This window comes from Okeania sp. SIO2C9 (genome assembly GCF_010672455.1).
In the GTDB taxonomy this organism is placed as follows: Bacteria; Cyanobacteriota; Cyanobacteriia; order Cyanobacteriales; family Microcoleaceae; genus Okeania.
In genome coordinates this window covers 1-25,995 of record NZ_JAAHGO010000028.1, presented here as the reverse complement: position 1 = coordinate 25,995, position 25,995 = coordinate 1, and the positions used below count along the sequence as shown (strand labels likewise).

19 protein-coding genes and 1 pseudogene are annotated in these 25,995 nt (G+C 36.1%); 2 read left to right on the top strand and 18 right to left on the bottom strand.

Annotated features, from left to right (window positions below; genetic code table 11):
- Positions 1-126: 126 nt before the first annotated feature.
- The 13 genes and pseudogenes from F6K23_RS21215 to F6K23_RS21155 form a co-directional block, all read right to left on the bottom strand.
- Positions 127-5,724 (bottom strand): hydantoinase B/oxoprolinase family protein, encoded by a 5,598-nt coding sequence (locus tag F6K23_RS21215; RefSeq protein WP_293159628.1) that lies wholly within the window; start codon positions 5,722-5,724, stop codon positions 127-129.
- 542 nt (positions 5,725-6,266) lie between these two features.
- Positions 6,267-6,434, bottom strand: a complete 168-nt coding sequence (locus F6K23_RS21210; RefSeq protein ID WP_287279703.1) for a hypothetical protein — start codon at positions 6,432-6,434, stop codon at positions 6,267-6,269.
- Between the two features lie 136 nt (positions 6,435-6,570).
- Positions 6,571-6,711, bottom strand: coding sequence for a hypothetical protein (locus F6K23_RS21205; RefSeq protein WP_293159498.1), 141 nt, complete (start codon positions 6,709-6,711; stop codon positions 6,571-6,573).
- A gap of 19 nt (positions 6,712-6,730) precedes the next feature.
- Positions 6,731-7,216, bottom strand: a complete 486-nt coding sequence (locus F6K23_RS21200) for a hypothetical protein (protein WP_293159496.1) — start codon at positions 7,214-7,216, stop codon at positions 6,731-6,733.
- A gap of 74 nt (positions 7,217-7,290) precedes the next feature.
- On the bottom strand, positions 7,291-8,544 hold the full coding sequence (locus F6K23_RS21195) for a transposase (protein WP_293159494.1): 1,254 nt from the start codon (positions 8,542-8,544) through the stop codon (positions 7,291-7,293).
- 138 nt (positions 8,545-8,682) lie between these two features.
- Positions 8,683-8,901, bottom strand: a complete 219-nt coding sequence (locus F6K23_RS21190; RefSeq protein WP_293159492.1) for an NAD(P)H-quinone oxidoreductase subunit O — start codon at positions 8,899-8,901, stop codon at positions 8,683-8,685.
- A gap of 164 nt (positions 8,902-9,065) precedes the next feature.
- On the bottom strand, positions 9,066-9,974 hold the full coding sequence (locus F6K23_RS21185; RefSeq protein ID WP_293159490.1) for a DNA-formamidopyrimidine glycosylase: 909 nt from the start codon (positions 9,972-9,974) through the stop codon (positions 9,066-9,068).
- Positions 9,975-10,575: 601 nt separating this feature from the next.
- Positions 10,576-10,806: a photosystem I reaction center subunit IV gene (locus F6K23_RS21180; RefSeq protein WP_287520930.1), complete on the bottom strand. Its 231-nt coding sequence runs from the start codon at positions 10,804-10,806 to the stop codon at positions 10,576-10,578.
- 90 nt (positions 10,807-10,896) lie between these two features.
- Positions 10,897-11,517, bottom strand: coding sequence for a DUF6391 domain-containing protein (locus F6K23_RS21175; protein ID WP_293159488.1), 621 nt, complete (start codon positions 11,515-11,517; stop codon positions 10,897-10,899).
- Positions 11,518-12,260: 743 nt separating this feature from the next.
- Entirely contained in the window at positions 12,261-12,992 is a 732-nt protein-coding gene (locus tag F6K23_RS21170; protein ID WP_293159486.1) for an MORN repeat-containing protein, read from the bottom strand.
- A gap of 137 nt (positions 12,993-13,129) precedes the next feature.
- Positions 13,130-13,452, bottom strand: a pseudogene (locus F6K23_RS21165) (transposase); the annotation flags it as partial.
- A gap of 84 nt (positions 13,453-13,536) precedes the next feature.
- Positions 13,537-14,742 (bottom strand): hypothetical protein, encoded by a 1,206-nt coding sequence (locus F6K23_RS21160; RefSeq protein ID WP_293159484.1) that lies wholly within the window; start codon positions 14,740-14,742, stop codon positions 13,537-13,539.
- A gap of 74 nt (positions 14,743-14,816) precedes the next feature.
- Complete coding sequence (locus F6K23_RS21155) at positions 14,817-15,428, bottom strand: hypothetical protein (protein WP_293159483.1); 612 nt, start codon at positions 15,426-15,428, stop codon at positions 14,817-14,819.
- A 562-nt stretch (positions 15,429-15,990) separates the two neighbouring features.
- Here F6K23_RS21155 and gpmI point away from each other — a divergent pair.
- Together gpmI and secG are read left to right on the top strand one after the other, a co-directional pair.
- A complete protein-coding gene (gpmI, locus tag F6K23_RS21150; RefSeq protein WP_293159482.1) occupies positions 15,991-17,589 on the top strand; it encodes a 2,3-bisphosphoglycerate-independent phosphoglycerate mutase in 1,599 nt (532 codons plus the stop codon).
- Between the two features lie 109 nt (positions 17,590-17,698).
- Entirely contained in the window at positions 17,699-17,932 is a 234-nt protein-coding gene (secG, locus tag F6K23_RS21145) for a preprotein translocase subunit SecG (protein WP_124147553.1), read from the top strand.
- A 648-nt stretch (positions 17,933-18,580) separates the two neighbouring features.
- Here secG and F6K23_RS21140 read toward each other — a convergent pair.
- The 5 genes from F6K23_RS21140 to F6K23_RS21120 all read right to left on the bottom strand — a co-directional run bounded on the left by F6K23_RS21140 (position 18,581) and on the right by F6K23_RS21120 (position 24,587).
- Positions 18,581-19,402 carry a tetratricopeptide repeat protein gene (locus tag F6K23_RS21140; RefSeq protein ID WP_293159481.1) on the bottom strand — a complete coding sequence of 274 codons (822 nt, stop codon included), beginning with the start codon at positions 19,400-19,402 and terminating at the stop codon, positions 18,581-18,583.
- Positions 19,403-19,667: 265 nt separating this feature from the next.
- Positions 19,668-20,678 (bottom strand): SMP-30/gluconolactonase/LRE family protein, encoded by a 1,011-nt coding sequence (locus F6K23_RS21135; RefSeq protein ID WP_293159479.1) that lies wholly within the window; start codon positions 20,676-20,678, stop codon positions 19,668-19,670.
- A gap of 472 nt (positions 20,679-21,150) precedes the next feature.
- Positions 21,151-22,254, bottom strand: coding sequence for an RNA-guided endonuclease TnpB family protein (locus tag F6K23_RS21130; protein ID WP_293159477.1), 1,104 nt, complete (start codon positions 22,252-22,254; stop codon positions 21,151-21,153).
- Positions 22,255-22,409: 155 nt separating this feature from the next.
- The gene (locus tag F6K23_RS21125) at positions 22,410-23,684 is read right to left on the bottom strand and encodes a HEAT repeat domain-containing protein (protein WP_293159476.1); all 1,275 of its coding nucleotides are present in this window, start codon (positions 23,682-23,684) and stop codon (positions 22,410-22,412) included.
- Between the two features lie 408 nt (positions 23,685-24,092).
- On the bottom strand, positions 24,093-24,587 hold the full coding sequence (locus F6K23_RS21120; protein WP_293159474.1) for a bleomycin hydrolase: 495 nt from the start codon (positions 24,585-24,587) through the stop codon (positions 24,093-24,095).
- Between the last annotated feature and the right edge of the window lie 1,408 nt (positions 24,588-25,995).

The window sequence follows — 25,995 nt, the reverse complement described above, 5'->3', positions numbered from 1 at the left end:
CTACAACCAATATCAGTCAATGCTTTGAGATTTAATCAGCAAGCCCTAATTATTCGGTAAATGTAATAGTAAGGTGCGTTTTGCTGACGCAAAGCTCCGCTAACGCTGTGCGACATGAAACGTACCCTACGACTTTCCTACTCCCCCACCACCAGGAGTTTCAATGACAAATACATCACCCGCATTCATCTCCACAGTGGCGGTACTCCCCAATTCTTCAATTTTCCCATCACTGCGTTCTACATAATTTCTTCCTACTAAACCATCACCCCCACCATTCAAACCAGGGGGAGAAACGACCCGATGACCTGATAATATCCCGGCGGTCATCTGCTCCAAGAAACGTATCTTCCGAATTACTCCATTGCCACCTTTATATAAACCTTCACCTCCACTCCCGGAACGAATGGCAAAATTTTCTAACAATACCGGAAACCGCCATTCCAAAACTTCGGGGTCGGTTAACCGGGAGTTGGTCATGTGAGTATGTACTGCGTCGGTGCCATGAAAGTTAATACCTGCACCGGAACCTCCACAAATGGTTTCATAATATTGATATTTACTATTGCCAAAGGTGAAATTATTCATGGTTCCTTGAGAGGATGCCATTATTCCTAAGGCATTGTATAGAGTGTCGGCGATAGTTTGGGAAGTTTCGACATTTCCAGCGACAATAGCTGCGGGATATTTGGGGTCTAACATACTACCTTCGGGGATAATAATTTCTAATGGTTTGAGACAACCTGCATTGAGGGGAATATCATCATCAACTAGGGTACGAAAGACATATAAAACTGCTGCTTTACATACTGCGGTTGGTGCGTTGAAGTTGGTGGGAAGTTGGGGAGATGTTCCTGTAAAGTCTATTTTTGCACTGAGATTTTTTTGGTCGAGACTAACAGAAACTTGGATTTTATTGCTGTCATCGAAGGTGGATGTGGAAATTTGTTTTTTCAGTGATGAAGAGAGTTTTTTGATGGCTCGACGTACTGATGTTTCGGCGTTATCTTGAACGAATTTCATGTAAGTTTGTACGGTTTCTAAGCCATATTTTTCTGTCATTTTCTGAAGTTCTTGTGTACCTTTTTCATTTGCTGCTATTTGTGCTTGGAGGTCGGCGATATTTTGGCTGGTGTTTCTGGCAGGATATTTGCCGGAGGTAAGGATGTTTAATATTTCTGTTTCTTGGAATTTTCCGTTTTTGACGAGTTGGAAGTTATCGATTAATATTCCTTCTTCTTCTACTGTTTTACTATGGGGTGGCATGGAACCGGGGGTAATTCCACCTATATCTGCATGATGACCGCGAGAGGCTACATAAAATATGGGAGTTTCTCTTTTTTCTGTCTTTTCAGGGTGAGTTAGGCTAGTAGTTGTTTCATTTTCAGAGATAATATTTTCATTGGCAGGAGGGTTTACAGATTTCAACTTTTGAGTGATAGATTTATCGTCTAAACCAATATTTGTATTGGATAAAGTTTCTTCAGTGGAATTAGTTTCAGGAAAAGTATTTGTCTGATTTTGCCAAATTAATTTTTCATTGCCAGGAAGCTGTACAGATTTTAATTTTTGAGTGATAGATTTATCGTCTAAACCAATATTTGTATTGGATAAAGTTTCTTCGCTAGGAAGCTGTACAGATTTTAATTTTTGAGTGATAGATTTATCGTCTAAACCAATATTTGTATTGGATAAAGTTTCTTCACTGGTATTAATTTCAGGAAAAATATTTGTCTGATTCTCCCACATTAATTTTTCATTGCCAGGAAGCTGTACAGATTTCAATTTTTGAGTGATAGATTTATCGTCTAAACCAATATTTGTATTGGATAAAGTTTCTTCACTGGTATTAATTTCAGGAAAAATATTTGTCTGATTCTCCCACATTAATTTTTCATTGCCAGGAAGTTGTACAGATTTCAATTTTTGAGTGATAGATTTATCGCCTAAAGCAATATTTGTATTGGATAAAGTTTCTTCACTGGTATTAGTTTCAGGAAAAATATTTGTCTGATTCTCCCAAATTAAATTTTTATTGTCAGGAAGCTGTACAGATTTCAATTTTTGAATGATAGATTTATCGCCTAAAGTGATTTTTGTATCGGATAAAGTTTCTTCGCCAGGAAATTGTACAGACTTCAACTTTTGAGTAATAGATTTATCGTCTAAAGCAATCTTTGTATTGGATAAAGTTTCTTCACTGGTATTAATTTCAGGAAAAATATTTGCCTGATTTTGCCAAATTAATTTTTCATTGCCAGGAAGCTGTACAGATTTTAATTTTTGAGTGGTAGATTTATCCCCTAAAGCAATATTTGTATTGGATAAAGTTTCTTCACTGGTATTAATTTCAGGAAAAATATTTGTCTGATTCTCCCAAATTAAATTTTTATTGTCAGGAAGCTGTACAGATTTCAATTTTTGAATGATAGATTTATCGCCTAAAGTGATTTTTGTATCGGATAAAGTTTCTTCGCCAGGAAATTGTACAGACTTCAACTTTTGAGTAATAGATTTATCGTCTAAAGCAATCTTTGTATTGGATAAAGTTTCTTCACTGGTATTAATTTCAGGAAAAATATTTGCCTGATTTTGCCAAATTAATTTTTCATTGCCAGGAAGCTGTACAGATTTTAATTTTTGAGTGGTAGATTTATCCCCTAAAGCAATATTTGTATTGGATAAAGTTTCTTCACTGGTATTAATTTCAGGAAAAATATTTGTCTGATTCTCCCAAATTAAATTTTTATTGTCAGGAAGCTGTACAGATTTCAATTTTTGAGTGATAGATTTATCGCCTAAAGTAATTTTTGTATCGGATAAAGTTTCATTGCCAGAAAGCTGTACAGACTTCAACTTTTGAGTAATAGATTTATCGTCTAAAGCAATCTTTGTATCGGATAAAGTTTCCTCACTGGTATTAGTTTCAGGAAAAGTATTTGTCTGATTCTCCCAAATTAATTTTTCATTGCCACAAAGCTGTACAGACTTCAACTTTTGAGTAATAGATTTATCGTCTAAAGCAATCTTTGTATCGGATAAAGTTTCCTCACTGGGTAAGGATTCAGGAAAAGTATTATTGTTCTTGTTTTGTAAATCATGGTTAGCAATGACAGAAGGAACTTTTGGTTTTTCTAGAGGTGGAAATACGGGAGTAATAACTGTTATGTCTGGTAAATGAGTACCGCCGTTATAGGGATTATTTAAAACATAAACGTCTCCTGGTTTGAGGATATCTTTTTTATCAGAAATTACGGCATTAACACTTTCGCTCATGGAGCCTAAATGTATGGGAATGTGAGGTGCATTGGCAACTAATTGACCGTCTCTATCGAAGATGGCGCAGGAAAAATCTAGTCTTTCTTTGATGTTTACTGAGGAGCCAGTTTTTTGTAATGTAATTCCCATTTGTTCGGCGATCGCTCGAAATAGGTTATTAAATATTTCTAGCATTACTGGGTCTGCTGATGTTGGGATTTTTGTTTGAGATTTTGTGGTTGGGTCTAGAGATTTTTCTGTGGTTTTGATTTTGGTTAATACGAGGTGATTTTTGAGGGTTAATTCTGCTTGCCATCCTGGTTCAATAATATTTGTTCCGGTTTTTTCTATGATTAAGGCGGGGCTATTAATTTTTGTTCCTGGTTGTAAGTTTTCTCGTAGATAAATAGGTGTATCTTGCCATTTTCCGGAGGTGTAGATTTTTGTTGTTGTAATTGGTGTTATGGCAGTTTTTTGAGTGGGATATTTTTCTGTTTCTTCTGGGGTTTCCATTTGTTGAATAAGTTCGAGGGAAACTGCTTCAATTATTAGAGATTTTTCTGCCATGATAAATCCATATCTTTGTTGATGAGCTGTTTCAAATTCGGATTTCATTATGGAGATATTTTCGGCAAAGTCTATGATTAATGTTGAGTCACTGCCTTGATATTTGATGTGAATTTTCGATAAAGATATTTGATTTTGATTGGAGTTTACTTCTTGTTTAGCTTCAGTTTCTAGTGTGGCTAAAATTTGTTTAATTTCTGGCAATAATTCTAGAGTTAATATTTTTTCAACTGCCTTTTCTTTCATAACTCGAATATCTGCCAATCCCATGCCATAAGCTGATAAAACTCCAGCATAAGGATGAATAAATATTTGTTTCATCCCCAAAGCATCAGCAATTAAACAAGCGTGTTGCCCCCCAGCTCCACCAAAACAACAAAGAGTATATTCTGAAACATCATAACCTTTTTCCAAAGAGATTTTTTTAATCGCATTTGCCATTTTTTCCACAGCGATCGCTAAATATCCACTAGCTACTTCTTCTGGTTTTTTACTATTACCTATTTCTGCTGCTAACTGAGTAAACTTTTCTCTAACAATCTCCAAATTTAAAGGTAAATTTCCATCTTTCCCAAAGACTTTCGGAAAAAATTCCGGCTGTATTTTTCCCACCATTACATTACAATCTGTGACTGTTAAAGGTCCGCCTTTTCCATAAGCAGCCGGACCAGGATTTGCTCCAGCAGATTCAGGTCCGACACGATAACGAGAACCATCAAAAAATAATATTGAACCTCCACCAGCAGCAACAGTATGTATCGACATCATCGGAGTTTGTAGTCGTACCCCTGCAATTTCTGTTTCAAATTCTCGTTCGTATTCTATTGTTTTATTTTCTGCTCCAGCGTAATGAGCAACATCAGTAGAAGTACCGCCCATATCAAAACTAATTATCTTATGAAAACCAGCCATTTTACTTGTTTGAACTGCTCCAACAATTCCACCAGCAGGTCCAGATAAAATACTATCTTTACCTTGAAATTTTTGAGCATCTGTTAAACCGCCATTTGACTGCATAAACATTAATTTAACTGGCTGTCTTTCTGAAATATTGGAACTATTTACTTTTCCAAAAGTTAAAGTTAAATCTGTTTTATTCTCTTCTCCTCCTCCTACTCCACCACCTATTTCCTTTCTTTCAAAACTAGGTTCAGAGGAATTTCGGAGAGAAGATATATCCTCTGTTTCTAAATTTTCAAAGCAGTTCAAAGAATTACTAACTTGATTGACATATCTTAGTAAAATTGGTGATAAATAAGCATCAACAACAGTAGTATCTCCCCGACTAACTAATTTCATTAAAGGACTAACTTCGTGAGATACAGATATTTGAGTAAATCCTATTTCTTGAGCAATTTCTTTAATTTTTTGTTCGTGTTTCGGGTAGCGATAACCGTGCATTAAAACAATGGCACAACTTCTAATTCCTGCTGCATAAACTTCTTGAAGTTGAATAGTTAACTCCGTTGTTTGAAGTGAAATAATTTCTTCACCCTTCGCCGTATAACGTTCCTCAACTTCAATAACTTTCTCATACAACATTTCCGGCAAAATAATTTCTCTAGCAAAAATATTTGGTCGGTTTTGATAACCAACTCTTAGAGCATCTTTAAAACCCTTCGTAATAACTAAAACTGTACGATCGCCCTTCCTTTCTAATAAAGCATTTGTCGCAACAGTAGTACCCATTTTAATCACTTCTATTTCTTCAGAAGAAATAGGTTGATCTTGAGGAATTCCTAATATTTCACGAATTCCTTGTACTGGAGCATCTTCGTAGCGATCGGGATTTTCTGATAATAGTTTATGAATAATAATTTGACCGTCCGGAGCTTTAGCAACTATGTCAGTAAATGTACCTCCACGGTCTATCCAAAATTGCCAAGAGTTGTTAGCCATAGATGTGTTAGCCATATTAGTTTAGAATTTAATAAATTTGAGTAGTTTATAACAGAATGTTCATAGTTATACCTATGTTGATGTAAGTGAGGTAGACTTGATTTTCTTTTCATTAAAACCGCAAATCTTGTACCTCATTAGACATCTCCAGAAAAGAGGGACTAGGGAGAAATAATTGATAATTTATCTATAAAAATTGATTGGATTTTTAATTTTACAATATGTCTATATAGTTTAGCAGAAAAAGCATTAAACCCTTGCTGTGTAATCCTTTAACATCAAAATAGCCTATTTCTTAATATATCTAGATTTTCCTGGGTCATGCTACGCAAAGAGTTATTGTTAGCCTGAATTTCTTATTTTTTCTTGCTACTGTTGAGTTTAAAGCCATTTTCACCGTCGAAAATATCAAAGTCTCACTATTACATCACCAGGTTGAAGATTTTTTGCTTTGATTTTTCCATTCCTGAAAGCTTCTAACTCTAAATTATTCCTACCTTATCTATGCAATTAACAGAATAATTCCAAGTAGCAGGGTTTTTCTACATAGTTTGATTATGTAACTTTTCCAAAGTTAAACCATCTAGATATTCACAATCTAGCAGTAATTCTTGATGTAAATTTTCTATTCCTTTTTCCCTGAATAATCTGTAAATTTCATCTCTAATGCCAAACTCATTTCTAATACCCAATTTATTTCTAAGTTGCATAGAATAATATTTTCATCAAAGTTGCCTGTAGATTAAAGATAGACAAGTTAATAAATTTCATAATTATGTGCCACCTAAAACTCAATACCTACCACCTAAAACCTAGTAGTCAATAGTAGTAACAGTTATTGCCTTACTAATTATCATAAATAATTTTATTCAATTTTTTATACTTACCAATTAATACCAAATCTGGTTCATAAAAGATATCTATAATTTTCCCTATTCGGTCATAAATATAGCTTTGTCTAATTGTTCCATTCCATTGCCATAACATTACTTCTATAAATTCATTATTATTCGTCTTCGTGTAGCTTTACTTCAGGAATTTCGGAAATTGCCGTTGTTTCTATCTCCATTGTCAAATTTCTATGATTACCTATTTCTCGTATCCATCTCAAAAGTGTATTTGCTAACCTCGCAGCTACTACAGTTCCTTCAAAATTAAAATCAGGATTTTGTAAACCCTTTCCCAACATTTGCTTACCTATATCTGTAATAAAAACTAATACTGCTCTATTTTTCACCTCAATTCTAATTGCTCCTGATTTTTCTAACTCCTCATATACTCCTTGATATTTACCTATTTTTTTACCGTATTTTTTCCTTTTAACTCTGGTAGTTAATTCACTTTTTTTTACTCCTATTGCCGTCTCTCCTTCTCCTCCTAAATCCCATAAAGTAAGCAGTAAACGAGTTTTATTTATATCTTCAACACTTTCTTGAGCGTGCTCTAAATTAATATTTGTTTCTGCTTCTAAACTCTGATTTTCTGTTGACATCTCCAGATTCCCTTATATATATTTATGAAATCACCAATAAACGCCAGTGAAGTTCTCTCCCGTTAAATCGAAGATTATAACGGGAGCTTCTCAAACAAAGAAGTTTCTTGTTTCACAGGCTGACCACCGTCTAAGCCTCCACAAGCAGACAAGATGATACCCACCTCGTTTAACGCTTTATTTAAAATGTTAATTGCTGCATTTTCGTCCCTGTCTAAAACTACTTGACATTTAGGACAAGAATGAATTCTAACGGATAAAGTCTTAGGCACTTTTTGACCACAATTACTACAATTTTGTGACGTATTGTGAGGATTAATTTTGATTAGATGAACACCGCGTTTTACCGCCACTGCATTCAATTTTTCCATAAAATTACCCCAAGCTACATCATAAATTGATTTTGATAGTTTAGTATTTTTTGCTAAACCTCTAATATTTAAGTTTTCAACTGCAATAATGTCATATTGTTTAACTAATTTATGAGCAGTCTTATAGTGGAAATCTTCTCTTTGCCTGGCTATATGTTGATGTAGTCTAGCTATTCTATTTTGTGCCTTTTTCCAGTTATTAGACCCAATTTCTTTTCTAGCTATTTTTCTTTGCTTTCTTGCTAAATTAGATTGAGATTTTCTATAAAATTTAGGAACAGAAACAGTCTCACCAGTATTAGTAGTCAAAAATTCTTTTAACCCTACGTCAATACCTACAGCAGTTTTGATATCTTCTGTAGAAATCAAACTAGGAACTGACTTATCTTCTAAGCTAAAACTTACATAATAACCATCAGCCTTTTTGGTTATAGTTGCAGTTTTAATCGTAAATCCATCTGGAATTGGTCTATGAAATATTACAGGAATAGCTCCAAACCTTGTAGTAATTATTTGTTTTCCATCAAATTTAATTACTGCTTTGGGATGATTGACTCTACTGAAACAAAATGACCTTAACTTTCCTGATTTTTTAAATCTTGGTCTTCCTCCACGTTTACCAGAACTATCGGGTATTAGCCAACGTTTCCAAGCTTTATCTAGTCTTTGTAAGTTAATTTGTTGAACTTCTGAATATATTTCTTTGTACTCAGGAAATAACTGTTTTGTCTGTTTAAGTGCTGATTGTTGAAAATAATAATCTGGTCTACTAGAAATTTCACCAATAGGACATGAAATTAATGAACAACGGTCAACTTGACATCTAGTTCTATTTAACCAGTCTAGTCTTTGACCTAGAGCATAATTCCAATGTCTTCGCAACAGTTCTAGCCAATTATCAATTTTGACTGACTGTTCACCAGCAGGCTGAATTTTGTAGCAATGAGTAATTATCATAATTTTTATACTACTCTTTATTGCTATATTTGAACATAAATTGATACTTGTTTAATTTGCTGTTGGCAATTCCCCTCCCGTTAAATCGCAGATTATAACGGGAGACCCCTTGACGAATCAAGTTGGAAAAAGGTATTTCTACTGGAATTCTTCTAACTGGTCTAGTCGCAACCAGATATTTGGAGTCGGTACTTTGCCGAATTTGACAAAAGCGTAATCTCCTTTGGTATCAACCACTTCTCCCTTACTATCAAATATATAGGGAGGAAACCTTGTGTCACTAGCTTTGGCCTCTAAGCTATTTTCGAGTTTTTCTCGCACAACACGAACTACACTACCTTTTTTAATGTCTGCCATATATAATTTCTATCCCTTGTATTTTCTGTTGAAATTCTAATACGGAATGGGAGTGAATGACCCGACGTTGAGCCTAACAGTTACCGAAAAATATTATAGGGGGCTACCAAAATCTGGTCTTATAGCAGGAAGATTAAGTACGAGCAGACAACTCTTAGCTTCTACTAACCTTCTTGACATTGAGGACAAAAATGAGTAGACCTACCCGCTAGTTTAATTTTCTCTAAAGAAGTATCACAAATTCTACATGGTTGACCAGCACGATTATAAACCCAAGCCACACCACCATAATTGCCATTAACTCCCTTAACATTTAGGAAGTTGCTGAATGTTGTACCACCTGCATCTATAGAGTTTTGTAATACTTTGAGTATAGCTAGATGAAGTTGTTCTATTTGAGTTTCCGTCAAATCTTTGCACAGAGTTGTTGGTCTAATACCACTGAGAAATAGTGCTTCATCAGCATAAATATTACCCAACCCAGCAATTGTTGTCTGGTCTAAAAGGGCTGTTTTAATTGCTCTGTGTCTTTTGTCAAGTTTGTTGGTAAGATATTCTGGGCAAAATTCAGCGGAGAATGGTTCAGGACCTAGTTTTTTCAGACCAGTAATAATGTGAGATATTTCTGTTGCGGGTGGTACTCCCCACATCTGACCAAAAGTACGTTGGTCTACAAATCTTAATTCATTGGTAGGATGACCTCCACTTCCTGAAGAGCGATCGCCAAAAAATATTCTCACTCGCGTGTGTTTATGTAGACTTTCTTCTGGTTTTACCCATAACAGTTGGCCTGTCATTCGTAGATGTACTCCCAACCAACCATCTTGGTTTTCTTTAAGTTGTGTAAGTTTTGGCGTTTTTGTGTCCCACTTGTAGAGTTGGGCAAATAAATATTTACCTCGTCTATGCCACCCCGCGATCGCTTTTCCCTGCAAGCCACCCAAAAAATCACCTACAGAAATTGGGTGGGCAACTGTGCGTTCTAACAACACTTCCCCACCCACTATTTTTTTATTGAGAGTCAGTTGATTGAGACCTCGTTTTACTATTTCTACTTCTGGCAGTTCTGGCACAGTGTTAACTATAATTCTCACAGTCTTAATTATTATATAGAAACTGTAGAAATTTTTTCTAGTTAAGCATCGATACGAGCCAGTTTTGGCCTATTTTTGTTTATTTAATTAGAATTGTTCAACTGAGTTGACATCTCCAGGGGTTGAAACACCCTGGATTCTGCGGTTAACCAACCGCAAATGGGATAAATCCACATTTGCTTCAAGCCTGTCAACAGACTTCTAGGCTTCTCGGCATAGACTATTGTCTAGCTGTTAGCTTACTTTTTTTAATAGCTTTCACGAGTGGTTTTACTCAATATGTTGGAGCAATCTTCTCGCTGCTCTAGCTGCCTGCTTGCTTTTCGGTGTCGAATGCTACGCAAACAACTGTCGTAGGAAATCAATTCCCCGTCTCCTGTCCACCCGAATTTCACCGCACTAGCTAGAGATCATGGAGACAAACCTTGTTCTTACTTGCTATTTCTATTATGGCAGAACTTCACTCCGCTTTATTACCCGCGTGTCGTTATTCAACCAGCCGTTAAAACGGGCAGTGCTTACTTCCTCCCGAAGCTTTTTAGGTTTTGCTATAGCTCTGGGTTCAAAGAATAGTTTGAGGCTAATTCTTTTTACCTTTAGGAGCTTCTACCTCTACTACTTCTGAGGTACCAAAGTTATTAGTGTTAACGCCAGCTGCACTACCACTAAAACCTGCATAATTTACTTTGTCAAAGCGAACAATAACAGGGTACTTAATGCCACTTTTGTCCACGGAAGCAACTGTACCAATTTCGTTATACCAGTAGGATTCTTTGCGTAAAATCCGAACTTTAGAACCACGTTGAACCATGAATTTTTTTTCCTTAAAATTTAATAATGGTAAAATCGTCCTCTCATACTATATCTTTTCAGTCTGAGATTTTTTTAAGTTTTGTTGCAATTAATTGAGCCAGGATACTTGAACAAAATGAGCTGGACGGCCCCATAAATCTTGAGTTACAGAAATATTTACCACTCTTAAATTGAAAGGAATAGCGGTTGTTAAATATTTTTGGGCTAAATTACCTAGCTCTGGTGCTACTTGGATCGCTGCCGTAGCTGCAATGCCAAAACCTAAGAGTTGCTCAATTGGTTTCCTGGGCATAAGTGTATTTATACCTAGAGCCAATCCTAGAGTGAGGGTCATTGCCACTGATAAATTTGTGCCACATCTAGGATGTACTGCCAAGTTCCATTCTCCAGAAGTAATTCGCTGTAATGCTATTTCTACTGCGTGCTCTAATTGAGATGGATTTACTGAACCATAAAGGTAAAATCCTTGTGGTGTGGACATTCCTCCAATTGATTCGTCATAAGATGTTGAATTTCCTGAGTTTGCTAATTCACTCAGTACCCAAACTGTAGCGTGTTCTAGAGCATGAACTTGTCTAATTGTCAATATTTCTTTTAAGCCAGGAATAAATTCTAGTTGTTGGAGAAAATCACTATCTTGTGTAGCATGGGGGGCAAAATTAAAGGGAAACTGCTGGTTTCCAGAGGAAGTAGAGGTGCTTGCTGTCATTTTGTTTTAATTGGTTTGCTCTTGGCAATTAAATATTTCTACATTTTATTCTTTTTAAGATTTATATACCAATTTTAATTTAAGCTGTGAGTTCTTGTGGATATTGAGACAATAGTAAATAGTCAAATTATTATGTAAGTCTATAAAATTATTTTCTCATTCAATTTATAATTATTTTATCTTCTCTAATTCATAGTGGTAAATAAGTCTGACAAATTCAAGTTTCGTACTTTCTCAAAGTATCAATAAATGGTTTGACTTTTAATGATATAAATTGAAGTGCGGAATGTGGGTTACAAATAAGTCAGAAAAAAGCAGAGACAATAGAGATATTTGGTATTGAAGCAAGGGGAGCTGTTTTCTCATTACACAAAACAGCTCTGATATTACATAGCTTTTAGAATAGCTTTGCCTTTTCTACTATTGTTGACTGAAGACCAAAAAGGTTTTATATTCTTCCTTCATCTCCGTCCTATTCTAAATGAGGAATTTTTCATCTATAGCAATTCCCACAGTTATGAAGTACAGTTATTTTCTTTATCTTTATACTCCTCTAATTTTCCACTTACCAAAGCCAAAAAATTCTGTACCTCACGAGTATGGGAAATGCTATATCATAGATAGTATTATTTACTACTAGACATATCTAAATAATAAAAAATAAAATCAATTACCCCACAGAAATTATCAAATTTTTCCCCCTACTCCCTACTCCCTACTCCATCTTTTTCTGGATATGTCTACTATGTTTCTTCTTGCCTTTGACCATTACGGAATACTCCTGGAAATCGTTTTCCTTCAGCATCTATAATAATCCCGACACCATGAGGTATTCCTCCTCTTAACTCTCCTTGATAACGAATTCCATTAGGATATGTACACCTTCCTCTACCATCTAGTTCTGAATTATAAAAATCTCCTTGACATCGTATGCCATCAGCACGAGTAAAAACTCCTGGGCCAAAAGGAGAACCAGCAAAGAATTCTCCCTCATAGCGATCGCCATTAGCATAAATGAATTGACCTTGACCAGTAGGCTGACTACTAATCACATTACTAGAGAGATTCTCCACTAAGTTAAATTCTCCAACAAAGCGATCGCCATTGGCGAAAATAATTGTACCTGACCTAATCTGTCCATTTTGGAAGACTCCTGTCACTCTGGAATCATCAGAGAATATAAAAGTACCCTGTCCATTAGGAAAGCCATTCCGAAACTGTCCTTCGTAGCGATTACGATTAGCATAGACATATACACCACTTCCTTCTGGTCTTCCATTGACAAAATCTCCAGCATAATTATCTCCATTGGGATAATTGCATTTAACTCTGCCAGTAGGAGGGTTTCCTTCACAAAAAGGTGCTTCTGTTTGTTCTTGTGCCATTAAGGACTGAGGATGCCACATCAAAATTGTGTATCCCAGGCAAGAACCTGTTAATATCGCTATTTTTAGTTGTTTTATTGATAGCACCATAGCCGATATCAAGCCTATTTATTAATTTAAAGAGTTTCTGTTATTTCTTGATTCCATTATATACAGTTGCACAGAACTGTGGAAATTGATTCTAAGATTTTGTTCAGGATTAGAATATGTTCTACTTTCATTCGTCATCTATTAAGTTGACGATTATATTTTTTCTCTTATTTTGTTAACTTTTTCTCTTTATTTTTCTTAATCGGTGTTTTACTTAATTGATAAATTTTTGCAATTCCTTGATTGCCTTAATCGGCAATAACTTTAATTAAATTATCTCAATTTTACTGAACTATTTTTCAATAGTTTAAAATCATGATTTTTTATTTTCTCTTGACTAGGCACATAATCAAACTACTTTTTTGTCTAATTATCAATTGTGTTTTTAAAGTATGTTCTTTTTTTGTCTTTTTTTAATTCTTTCAATTTGACTTTCCATGAAATCTATTATTACCAGTTCTTATTCAGCATAAATTTTCCATAATTATGTTTTTCCATGCAGTCAAAATTGACGAAATTTAATTATGATAATTGATTTTTTTTACTACTCAGTTGTTGGTTGACTACCTACCTCTTTTTGAATTTCCACACCACTTTGCTCAAACACGACAACTGGGTCAGCTCCTGTTTTAAAGTCCACTCGCTTTACCAATACCTTACCATTAGCTAATCGTTGTCCAATTTTTACATATCTACTTGTAGGTTCTGTAGGAACCTTAACAATGATTTGCTTTTGATGTCCTACTTGCACAACTCCGCTAACTTCTATACCGTCGGCAATAGTTGTATCTGGTGGCGGTGGTGGTGGTGGCGGTGGTGGTGGTGGTGGTGGCGGTGGTGGTGGAAAGCCTGGCCCTCGCCACTGAGGAGGCGGGGTTGACCCTATTGGCAGTTCTGGTAAACCTGGTACTTGTTGAGTCGATGAACTGGGTAACTCTGGGGGTTTTGGTGGAGATGGTGGCTCTTGAGATTGTGATTGTTGTGTAGTACCTGGAGGATGAGCTGCAACTGTTGTATTATTATTTTTTCCTGACTGAGTATTGTTTTTTAATGCTGCTTGTTTGTTAGTATTTTGCGGTAGCTTACTGTTGGCTGTTTGCCTTGATGGAGTTGCTGTTTGCCTTGATGGAGTTGCCGTTTGCCTTGATGGAGGGGGTGATTGAGCTGAACTTGAATTTTGTCTGTTTGTGGCAGATGGCTGTTGTGAATTTTGTTGTTGAGCAACTTGGTTTGAGTCCGTCCCTTGGTTTGTTCTGATTGCAGTTGACTCTGGTTCCCTCCAAGAGGAAGGGGATTTGGTTTCTGGTAGAGTTGGAATATTTGGTACTTGCTGACTATCTAATTCAGGAAGTTGGGTAGATACAGAATCTCCTGTTCGATCCGGTCTCCGACTTGGTACTGGAATAGTTGGTAAATTGGAGAAGGGGTCTCTGGTATCTGGAATGCTTGAAATAGAAGTAGGTTTTTGAGTTTGAACTTCTTGTTGGAGGGATTGTGTTCTTTGATTCGGGTCTGTAGACCTAATTAAATCTTTTGCCGTATCTGACTTTTGAGGAACATCTGGAGATGGGAAAGGTTCGTCAACAGAAAGAATTGGAGAAGGAGATTCAGGAGGGTCTATTGCAGTAGGAGAGGCTTCTGGAGTATTGGCAGTAGAACTGTTTCCTCTGTTAAAAAATGGTAGAGATTCACATCCACTTATCCAGACCGATAATAACCCTGCTGCTAATATTAGTAAAAATTTACGCATTGCTAGTTCCGAAAAGCCTAATATTGTCAAGGGTAGCAAAAATTTAGCAAAATAATACTACGTTTGTGATAATATTAACAACCATGTTCTACAAATGAGTTTTCAAATGGTGAAGCATTAGGTAATGGTCTTCTTCGTCTTTGTTGAGCAACAATGACACTATCATCGCTAGGCACTATCCTTCTAACATTTTGTCGCCAAGTAGTGGGGGCTGTAGTTTCAGGAAGGGTAGGTAGACCAGGTAGTTGTTGGCCTTGTATTTCTGGCAATTGGGCTACGGAAGATTCTTCTGGTGCTAATTCTGGTACTGGTATTTCAGGAACAACAGAAAATGGGTCTCTACCTCTAGGAACAGATATTGTTTCAGAAGGTTGAATTGTAGTATCATCTACCTCATTTCCTAAGTTTTGCTGTAAAACTTTTTCTCTTTCCTCTGGGTCGGTAGATTGGATCAAGTTAGCAACTGTATTGGACTTTTCTGGAACTTCTGCTGATGGAATAGTCGATTGTGATTGTGAATCAGAAGATGGAGAATCTGGAACTTGAGCTAGGATTTGGTTAGAAAAACTGGCAGAATCTGATAATGCCATTAGTTGCATATCTTCATCATTAAGTGCTACAGACTCACCTTTAAGTATCCAGAAGGCTAATATTCCTATGCTGACGAAATACAATACTTTGTTCATTTGAGATTTTGTTTATGTTGATAAATTTTACAATAGTTTTAAGATCAAAAATACCATCGTTGCTACTCTAAGTATCACATTTTTAAGTTTTTTTGATCTACTTTCAATAACTATAGCGTCAAGCCAATCTTCATTGTGAACTAGTTATACCAAAATTCAATTCTTAAAAAAAAAATCAGGATATTTGTTTTGACTGTTTTATTTTGTTTAAAAATTCGTTTTTTGACAATAAATTTATTAAAAAAAAATTAAATTATCCATCATTAATTGGTTTATCGTGAGTTATATTTTTTCTCTAATTAACTTCTCAATGTATTCCATTTTACCTCTGTTTATCATCAAATTTATGTAAATCTAATTTAATCTTATATATTAATAAAATTCATCTAAAGTAAAATCAAGAAATAATTTGAATGATATAGTAACTTCAGCTAAACTTTTCAATAAGACTGGTCTACTTAATTAGTAGACATTAATAGAGATTAGATAAAAATATACTCAATTGTAGTATGTTGAATTTAGTCATTATAGAACCGAGATTAGGTATCAAAGGTAAAAAATCATGGGAACAGTTTCTATATCTCCGGTTGTACTAATTATTCTAGATGGTTGGGGTTATCGAGAAGAAAAAGAAGGAAATGCCATTGCTGTTGGTGAAACACCTATAATTGATAGCCTTTGGCAAGCATATCCTAGAACTTCGATTCAAGCTTCGGGCAAAGCAGTAGGTTTGCCAGAAGGTCAAATGGGTAACTCGGAGGTCGGTCACTTAAATATTGGTGCGGGGAGAATTGTACCCCAGGAGTTGGTAAGAATATCTGATGCTGTAGAAGATGGGTCAATTGCTCAAAATCAAGACATAGAAAAATGTTGTCAAGATGTTAGTGAGCGTAATTCCAAACTACATTTAGTGGGTTTATGTTCCCCAGGAGGAGTTCATTCTCATGTAAACCACTTGTTAGGTTTACTGGATATGGCCAAAGCAAAAGGAATTTCAGATGTTTGTATTCATGCTATTACTGATGGACGTGATACAAACCCAAAATCAGGAGTTCAGGTACTCAAACAAATAGAATATCACATTAATCAAAGTGGTGTAGGACGAATTGCAACTATTAGCGGTCGCTACTATGCAATGGACCGGGATAAACGATGGGATAGAATTCAAAAAGCTTATGAAGTGATGACCAAAGACGGTTATGGGGTTGGTTGCTCTGCTTCTGATTTACTACAAAAGTCTTATACTGAGGGTATAACAGATGAATTTGTTATCCCAGTTAGAGTATCCCCTGGAGCGATAGAACCTGGAGATGGAGTAATATTCTTTAATTTTCGTCCTGATCGTGCCCGTCAATTGACTCAAGCTTTTGTAGATCCAGATTTTAATGGGTTTGAACGCCAACAAATTCAACCATTGACATTTTTAACTTTTACTCAATATGACCCTAGTTTATCTGTCTTAGTGGCTTTTAAGCCTCAAAACTTAAATAATATTCTCGGAGAAGTAATTTCTCAGCATGGTCTCCGTCAACTCCGCACTGCTGAAACTGAAAAATATGCTCATGTAACTTACTTTTTCAATGGAGGTTTAGAACAACCATTTGAGGGAGAAGACCGAGAATTGATTCAAAGTCCAATGGTAGCTCATTATGATGAAGCACCAGAAATGTCAGCAGCAGAAGTGACAGAAGTAGCGATCGCTGCTGTGGAAAAACAAATCTATTCTCTAATTGTGATTAATTATGCTAACCCTGATATGGTAGGTCATACTGGGGTGATGGATGCAGCGGTGAATGCGGTTAAAACAGTTGACCATTGTTTAGGAAAACTTTTAGATAGTATTAGTAAAGCAGGCGGCACAGCAATAATTATTGCTGACCATGGTAATGCTGAATATATGTGGGACGAAGAAGGAAGTCCTTGGACAGCTCACACTACAAATCCTGTGCCATTTATACTTATAGAAGGAGAGGGAAGAAAAATTCCTGGTCATGGCACTGAAGTTCCTTTGCGACAAGATGGGTGTTTAGCAGATGTAGCACCAACTATTTTGGAAATTCTACAGTTGCCCCAACCTCCTGAGATGACTGGAAGGTCAATAATAGAAAAAGCCGGATATGATATTCAACAAAATCGTACTCCTGTACGAGTAGGTTTGTAGTCAGTCAGGCAGGTAGGAGGCAGTTCAACAATTAATTATTAATTATTAATTATTACCTCTCCTTCTCAATATCAGTGAAATTCTTGGATTTTTTAACGAATTAAAAATTATGAATGTTGTTCAACTTGCAGAAATTATCTGGATTATATCGGCTATAGGTATTGTTGTATTTGTCTTGTTACACAGCCCCAAAGGTGATGGAATTGGTGGTATTGGTGGACAAGCTCAATTGTTTACTAGCACCAAGAGTGCAGAGATAACTTTGAATAGGATTACTTGGACTTTTTCTGTACTTTTTATGGGTTTAACTATACTTCTTAGTGCAGGGTGGTTACCACAGTAAGAATTTAGAATTTAGAATTTAGAATTTAGAATTTAGAATTCTGGATGTAACGAAATTTTAAGGTTTGAGAATGTCCTAACTACCCTGGCGACTACTATACGTTCCCAGATATTTGTCTGGGAAATTAGTGATCCTCCTACACTATTGCCTATTTTCTATGGCCTACATAATATTGCCAGATAATTAAGTTATAAAAAAGTTTTTATTTGTAGTAGGACTTTAGCTAGAGCGTCGAGAAGCCTCACACCATAATTGAAAATTTGGTGTCAGATGAATCGACGGTAAATTAATGGGACTCGATGTCCCATTAATTTACAAATTTTATGTTATGATAAACTCAAGCTGGTTTGAGTTAACAACCGCAGCGTGATGAACCATGAAAATCAAAGTAAGATATGGGATTATATTCCATCCATCCTAGTAATCCGTTGGGAATGTAAAATCTTATTGCGGCGCTAGGTGAGCAGCTTTTTTATTTGCAAAAAGGGCGGCGGGGCATCCCGTCCTTAAAGCTCGCGGAGTCCCACGCAATTGCAGGACTATGAAACGAGAAGCCCACGCTATACCTTTGGGGTTAGCGTGGGAGTATGTCACCACAGGAAATATCTATCTTTATTGCTCAAGCCCTACTACGATATCTAATTATAATTATTCTAGTTTAATAAATTTCTCCAAACTATTAACTAATGTAGGAGGCCAACGACGAACGTTAGCTACCCAATCAAGGTCTTGATAACGGGGATCTAATCCTACAGCAGCTACCCAGTTACTTTCTGCTTCTCCTTTTTTGCCTTGTTCCCAGAGACAAGCGGTTAAAGCTGCCCGCATATCAGCAAAGTTAGGATATTTACGAACCAGGCTTTTTATGGTTTTTACTGCTTCCTGAGTTTGTCCAATTTGGTAAAGAGCTAGAGAATAATTGGCACGAGCAAAGGCATATTCAGGAGCTAATTCAGAAGCTTTTTTGTAATCTTCGGTGGCTTTTTCCCATTCTCCTAATCCTCCTTCTGCATTGCCACGGTTATTGTAGGCAACTGGATCTTCAGGGTCTAATTCTATAACTTGATTATAATCAGCGATCGCTTCTGACCATTTGTTGAGTCTTTCATAAGCAATACCACGATTTAGATAAGGATCGGGAGCATTAGGAAAAATTTCTATTGCTTTTTGATAATCAGATATTGCCTCTTCTATTTTATTTTGGCTAAGTCTAATATTACCTCTGTTGCTCCAAATTGCTGGATTATCGGGATATTGTTCTAGGATTTGAGTCCATAATTGTTCGGCGTTGGCAAAGTCACCGTTATTACTGGCATTTAAGGCTTGATTAAATAGGTCATCTAATTCTTCTAACTGAGTAGGAGTAATATTCTGTGATTCACTGGCAGCTATTACTGTTAATGGAGTGCCTAACCAAAAGATGGTTAATAAAAGAAATATTGTGAAAAATTTCCAAATTAAACGCAGCATATTTATATTGAACTATACCCTATTTGATTAAATTTTGATCTTACTGTAGTAGACTGACACACCTAAAACTGTGCAATAGATTTTTGCTTCTAGGTGTCTTGATCTCCTCATCTCCCCATCTCCCCTCCCCATCTAACGGACTATTTTAGATGAAACAGTCCAGTAGTTTTGCTTAGGTTCTCCCGCAACCCAACAATAACTTCAGAAGAAAAAGACATTTGGCGGAAATTAAATATTCATTTTTTAAAAGCCTTGTAGAGAAGTTTCATGGAACGTTTTTTTGTCGCCGTTTTTGTCCAAGCAAACCCAACCCAAGTAAAACTCCTGAGCTAAAAAGACTCACAGAGGGTTCTGGTGTTGAAACACTGTCTTCTGAGAAAGCTAACCATCCAGCTCCATCTAGTCCCCCAGTTCCAGCAGGGATAAACTCATCAATAATTTCTCCTGTTTGGCCATCAAAACGGAAAACACTTCCGGCAACGGTTATTCCCTTTCCTGTGGAGTTACTGCTGACATACAGATTACCATCAGGACCAAACAGGGGTTGAACTGGGCTATCGATACTGAGGACAAAAGGCTCAATTTTCTCGGTTTCAAAATTATAACGACTAATAGAGTTACCACCAAAATTAGCAACATAGAGATTACCATCAGGACCAAAAGTAATTCCTCCAGGGAATGCACCAGGTTCCTCGATAGTTGCTAATGTTGTTAAAGTTGATGTGGTGGGGTCAAAACTCAATAGACTATTAGTGAAAGTGCTGCTAAAATAAAACTTACCGTCCGGCCCAAATCTCACTCCAAAAGGAGCATTGACAAGGGTAGTATCGTTGGGATTAGGAATGAATTCTTCCAGGAATTCTCCTGTTACACCGTCATATTGATTAATACTATCTGCACCAGTATTACTGAGGTATAAGTTGGTGTCTGGGCCGAATACTAAATCTTGAGGAAAAAACAAATTTCCACTTTCGGTGGGTATGAATTCATCAAGAAATACTCCTGTTTGGCCATCGTAGCGTAGAACGTTACGACTCAAAAAGCTAATTATATAAAGGTTATTGTCATTGGGGCTAAAAGTTAGTGCTACGGGGCCGTCTAAACCTCCTGAACCCTCAGTGATGAAAGTATCAATAAACTCTCCTGTTTTACTATCAAAGCGAAGAACTGAATCATTATTAAAGCTACCGACATAAAGTTCTGCTGCATCCACGTTGGGAGCACTGAGAACAAGTCCAGCCATTGTAGTTAAAAAAACAGTTAAAGACTTACGCATCTGCATATTTTTTTCTCTACTCGATCAACTCACAAGTATATATTAGAAAGGCTGGCCTTGGGAGAAATTTTTTCTAATATGAAATATAAAAAGGAATGCTACGAATAATTTAGCTGATTAAAAAACTTGACCCAGAAATGTCGATTTGACTAAAAACAGAGTTTTACTGTAATAAATCAAATTTAGGCTATTCCTACTGTACGTCGCCAATTCGACGGCTCACCTACCTGACTCCTGGAAACAGCCGTGCGTATTTGTAGCAAAAATTTTAGTATTTCATATAAAACTTCAATTCCATAAGGGAACAAATAGTACACCGTTCTTAGAAACCTACGATAATCTATAGAAATCTATGATTATCTGCTCTATTCCTGCTTCATTCTGGCAACGTCGGCGTTATCCAGTCCACAAGCTGTCACGGTCGTTCGCGCTAGCGTTGCGGAGCAAACTGACCGCCATAGCTAGATTTAAACTAGCATTCAAATCTCGTTCGCGCTAGCGTTGCGGAGCAATCACAGCTAAAATTGCAGTGTTCGCACTTAAACACTCTTTCTGACAAAGACAGAGACTCTTTAATCTTTCCACACCTACTGCAAGTTTTGGAACTAGGAAACCATCTATCAACAATGATTAGTTCAGAACCGTATAACTTACATTTGTACTCTAACTGTCTTCTGAACTCGTAAAAACCCATGTCAGCAACAGCCTTAGCCAACTTATGATTGGCCATCATTCCTGATACATTAAGGTCTTCTATTACTATTTGACTGTGGTTTTTAGCCAAATAAGTAGTTAGTTTATGCAATGCATCATTCCTGATGTTGGCTATCCTTTTGTGTAACTGAGCTATCTTAAGTTGTGCTGCCCTCCAGTTGTTTGAAAACTTGACTTTATGTCGATTCAGGTATTGCAGTTTAGATAATTTAGCTTCTAATTTTTTGTAGGACTTAGCACCAACAAAAACCTCACCAGTTGAGAGTGTAGCTAGGTTTTTTACTCCTAAATCTACACCAACAACATCTACTGACTTCTCAGTGATTTGAGGTATAGTTTCTACTTTAAAGCTCACAAACCATCTATCAGCTTTTTTAGTTATAGTTACAGATTTAGGAGATACATTATCTGGCAGTATTTCATAAGTTTTTACCCATCCAATTCTTGGTAATTTAATATGATTAAAACCTACCGATATTGACCCATCTAGAGTGTTTGCGTAGCATTCCGCAGGAAAACTATCATCTCTACCTTTTTTCTTGAATTTAGGTTGCCCTGAGACTTTACTAAAACAACGCTTCCAAGATAACGATAAATATCTCAAAGCATACTGAGGCGCTGTTTTAGACACTTCATAATACCAATAGTTTTTAGGTTTAACCATTGCTACTAAAAGTTTATGCAGGTCGATTGCAGTAGGAAATTTAAGTTTGCTCTCAGGATTATTTGAATTGTGATTAAGGATGTTCCTAGTCAACCATAATCCCCAATTCCAAGCGTGACGAGATACACCAGCGTGTTTAGCGAGTAAGGTTTTTTGCTGCTTATTTGGGTGCAGTTCAGTTTTGAATCCAAGTAGCATAAACAGATAATCCCAGATTTTTATAGATTATACCAGATTTTAGCCAACAGTTACAAGCCCTCAAGAGATCGCCTAACAATAACCCAAGGCATAACAAAATTCAGGAATTTAACGCTTGGTGGAACAAAAATCAATAACAATAACTAAATTTATTCTCAACTCAAATTTTTTGCTTTAGCTTGAATCAATAAATCTGAGTCATTAACAACTAAATCAGCACCTTGACTATCCCCTAACTGTTTTAATCCCAACAAACAAGCATATTTCAAGTCAAAAATTCTTGTATTACTAATACTTTCTCTAAGTAAAGGTATAACTCTCTCATCTCCTAAATTTGCCAGAGCAAGTGCAGCAGCACCACGAGATTTCTGAAACTGAGGCGCTGTGTTATGCAGTGCTTCTACCAACAGCTCATAAGCATCAATATATTTAAGCCAACCCAAAAGCTTCACTACATGATAGTGAGCGCCATAATCATTATGAGCACTTTCTGCAAAAGTTGCCATTAATGCTACACCTGCAACTTCTGGGTAAGTCTCTAAAAGGGTTTTGCCAGCTAAATAACACCTGCCAAAATCTGTACTATATAATTCTTTAATGGAAAATTCTAAAGTGGGGGTTTGGTCGTATTCATGGACTAATTCTAAATCATTGGGATGGTCACGAACAACCAAATCTAAATAGGGTTCGATCTGAGCAAAGTTAATCTCGCCTGTGGGAATGCCTGTTCCTGCTAGGAGTCTAATTCCCCGGAGACGAAAAACCATGGAAACTGGGCATTTAGCAATATTAGGAATAGATGGATAATATTTTGTATCAATCAGGTCTTGAATACAACCCCGTCTAGCATTAACATTTGAGTGTTCTAAAAATTCTACTACTTTTGTCATCTGAGAATAATCCTCTGTCAAACGACAAACAGTAGCGATCGCTGCACTAGCAATAGGTTCGTCGTCAGATTCTGTAAACTGCTGAATCTTGCTTATTGCAGGTTTATAGTTAAATTTTCCTAACACCTGAATAATCAAACGATAACTTTGACCAGGTTTTTCCAACAATTGAGCAATTTCTGCAAGAATTTCTAGATCTTCAGTTCCTATTTCACCAATTGCCCAGACAGCATTTTCCACAGTGTAACAGTCTTCGTCACTTAAGCAAGCTCTAATTGCAGGTAGCGCTGATGTCGCATTTAAACGTCCCAATGTTTCGACCGCTTTACGTCTAGCAATTTTATGTTCTAGAACTGGGTTTGTATCTTGTAGAGTTTTGATTAAGACATTGATTGAACGTTCACTGGGAAAGTTAACTAAATGACTTGCTGCAATATAACGATCAGATTTATCTTCTAATTCTTCGATTGGTTTTTCTAGTAAAGCAATTGCTTTTTCTTCACTTAATCCGGGGAATATATTCAAAAAACGCTTATCCATTTTCTCTAGTGTTAATTACAATCAACAATTAGTTTCTTGAATAGATCGTACAGCAGTTTGCGACAGAAGCATAGACTGAAAACTTTCAGTGTCAGTTTATATCATTCGTAAAGTTATGAGGTAGTAGGTGTAAATTCAAGATATAACACTAGAAACGGAGCATAAATTGGGGATATTTCTTCAAGAGCGTTTCAATAGAAAATTTTTATTATACTTAATCATTCGGACATGGTTTTATGAACCTATTCCATTATTTTTAACAGGCTTGTTTGTTGAGGTAAAATGTGTTTAAAAAGCTTGATTTTTCCTTACTATTTGTAGCAAACATTTATCAAATTGGTATTATATTATCTCCCCATCTCCCGATCATCATTTGTAGTCACCACAGTATTTATGCAGCGACACTGGTTACGAGAAGGAATCAATTAAATAATCTAGATAAACCCAAAATTCTGCTAAAGCTTGAGGAGACATATCTCTGGGGGAACAAGCACGACCCCGTGTATATTTAAGTGCGCTAACAAAAGGCGCAGTAGGCAAATTGAGGGCGCGGTAAACTTCGCGCTGGCCAGTAATACCCCAATCATCCAGAGGAGCAGTACTACCAACTACTAGACAATAATTAATTAGTCTCAGATAATGACTTAGGTCGCGATAACATTTTTCGATCTTAACTTGAGAATCACAATGTCCGCCAGGTTTGGTAAGATCGGGGTACTTTCTAAATACCCATTCACTAGCTTCTTTTGTCACAGCATCAATACGAGTAGCTAGTTTTTCTGCTGCTTCCATACGAGCATAAGTACGTTGTAGACCGCCTCGAATGCACTCTAGATCGGAGTAGTTAGGAAAACGCTCTGCTATGTCAGCAGCAGTAATTACAGTTGAAATAAATGACTTCATTATTTTTTTTTATAGCAAATGAAGCAAAAATCAGGAGAGAATAAATGAATAGTAAATAGAAAAAAACGAGATAAACTACAGCTATATTTTTTTTTCATCACCTAATCTATACTTCAACTACTTCTAAAGCTTTTGTAGAGACATTATATCAAAATACTTCAGTTTTTTTTTATAGACTAAATAAAATCATATTTTCTCTTAAATCTATATATAGCTATGTAAAATAACTACCCAATCATGTTATTGTTTGTGATTTCATCTACCATAAAATAAATATAGTGTTTATTATGAAATAGATTGAAATTTCAGTTTTTTGACAGAAATAGTCTGGCTAGACATTGATTTTTAAGTGGTCGTGCAAAATTAATTACACATCTATAAAAGGTGAATTATTGAACTTCTAAAGATCCCAGAGAATTGGGATAGGTAAATAATTTTGCTTAGGTACTTAACAAAACTAATATTCTGAATAATCTCGTTAGATTAATTTCCATCAAGCTCTTATTCAGAGGTTATGTCTTCATAAAAATTTTCCAAATTATTTTGAGAAAGTTGTTTTTTTAAAACCTTTAGTTTTTCATACTCTCTATAAACTAAAGCATATAGAGATTTCTCAAAAATTAAATATTTTCTGCAAATTTGTCAAGCAATCAAGGAAAAAAGTAATAAAAATTAACTTTTAAGTCCTTATAGTTTAACTAAAAATTATTTAAATTCTATATTCCCTGCTTCCTCTCTTGGTCGATTGGATATGGCGAGGAGACAATTTCCTACAAGACGCTTAGGTGTTAACATACTTGTGCGCTAGCAAACTCTATCCCACCTTACGGGAAGTTCCGTTTTTCCTCTCGGAATGCTAGGCTTTCCATATCGTGCAGTGGTTAACGGAGTTAGTGCGCCAGCAAAACAACCACTTATAGAACCCCTAAGCGTATCTTCATAAATATTAAATTTTTCTAGCTAGGAGACAGGAGACAGGAGGGAAGAGGGAAGAGGGAAGAGGGAAGAGGGAAGAGGGAAGAGGGAAGATGTGGGGAGAAATAATACAAAAAATTCAACACTCCTTTTCAGATTTTTCCTCACTCATTGATGGGCGAAAAGACTTGGCTACCATAATTATATAGATCTCAAATGGGTTCTATATATGTCGCACCCCGCAGGGTCGCACCGCTGTTCCCTTTAACAAAAATTGGATATATGGTTTAAATGCAAAATAACTTATTATATTAACAGGACTTACGCAAAGACACTATGTATAGCGTATAGTAAGTAGAGCGATCACTATAATCTGTTAAGCGATTGCTGACGCAAAGCTCCGCTAACGCCTCAAGACAAGTATCATTATCAGGACTTAGGTCAATACACTATATATAGTGTACTGCTCTAAGTTTGGTAGCTGTTGCTCCAT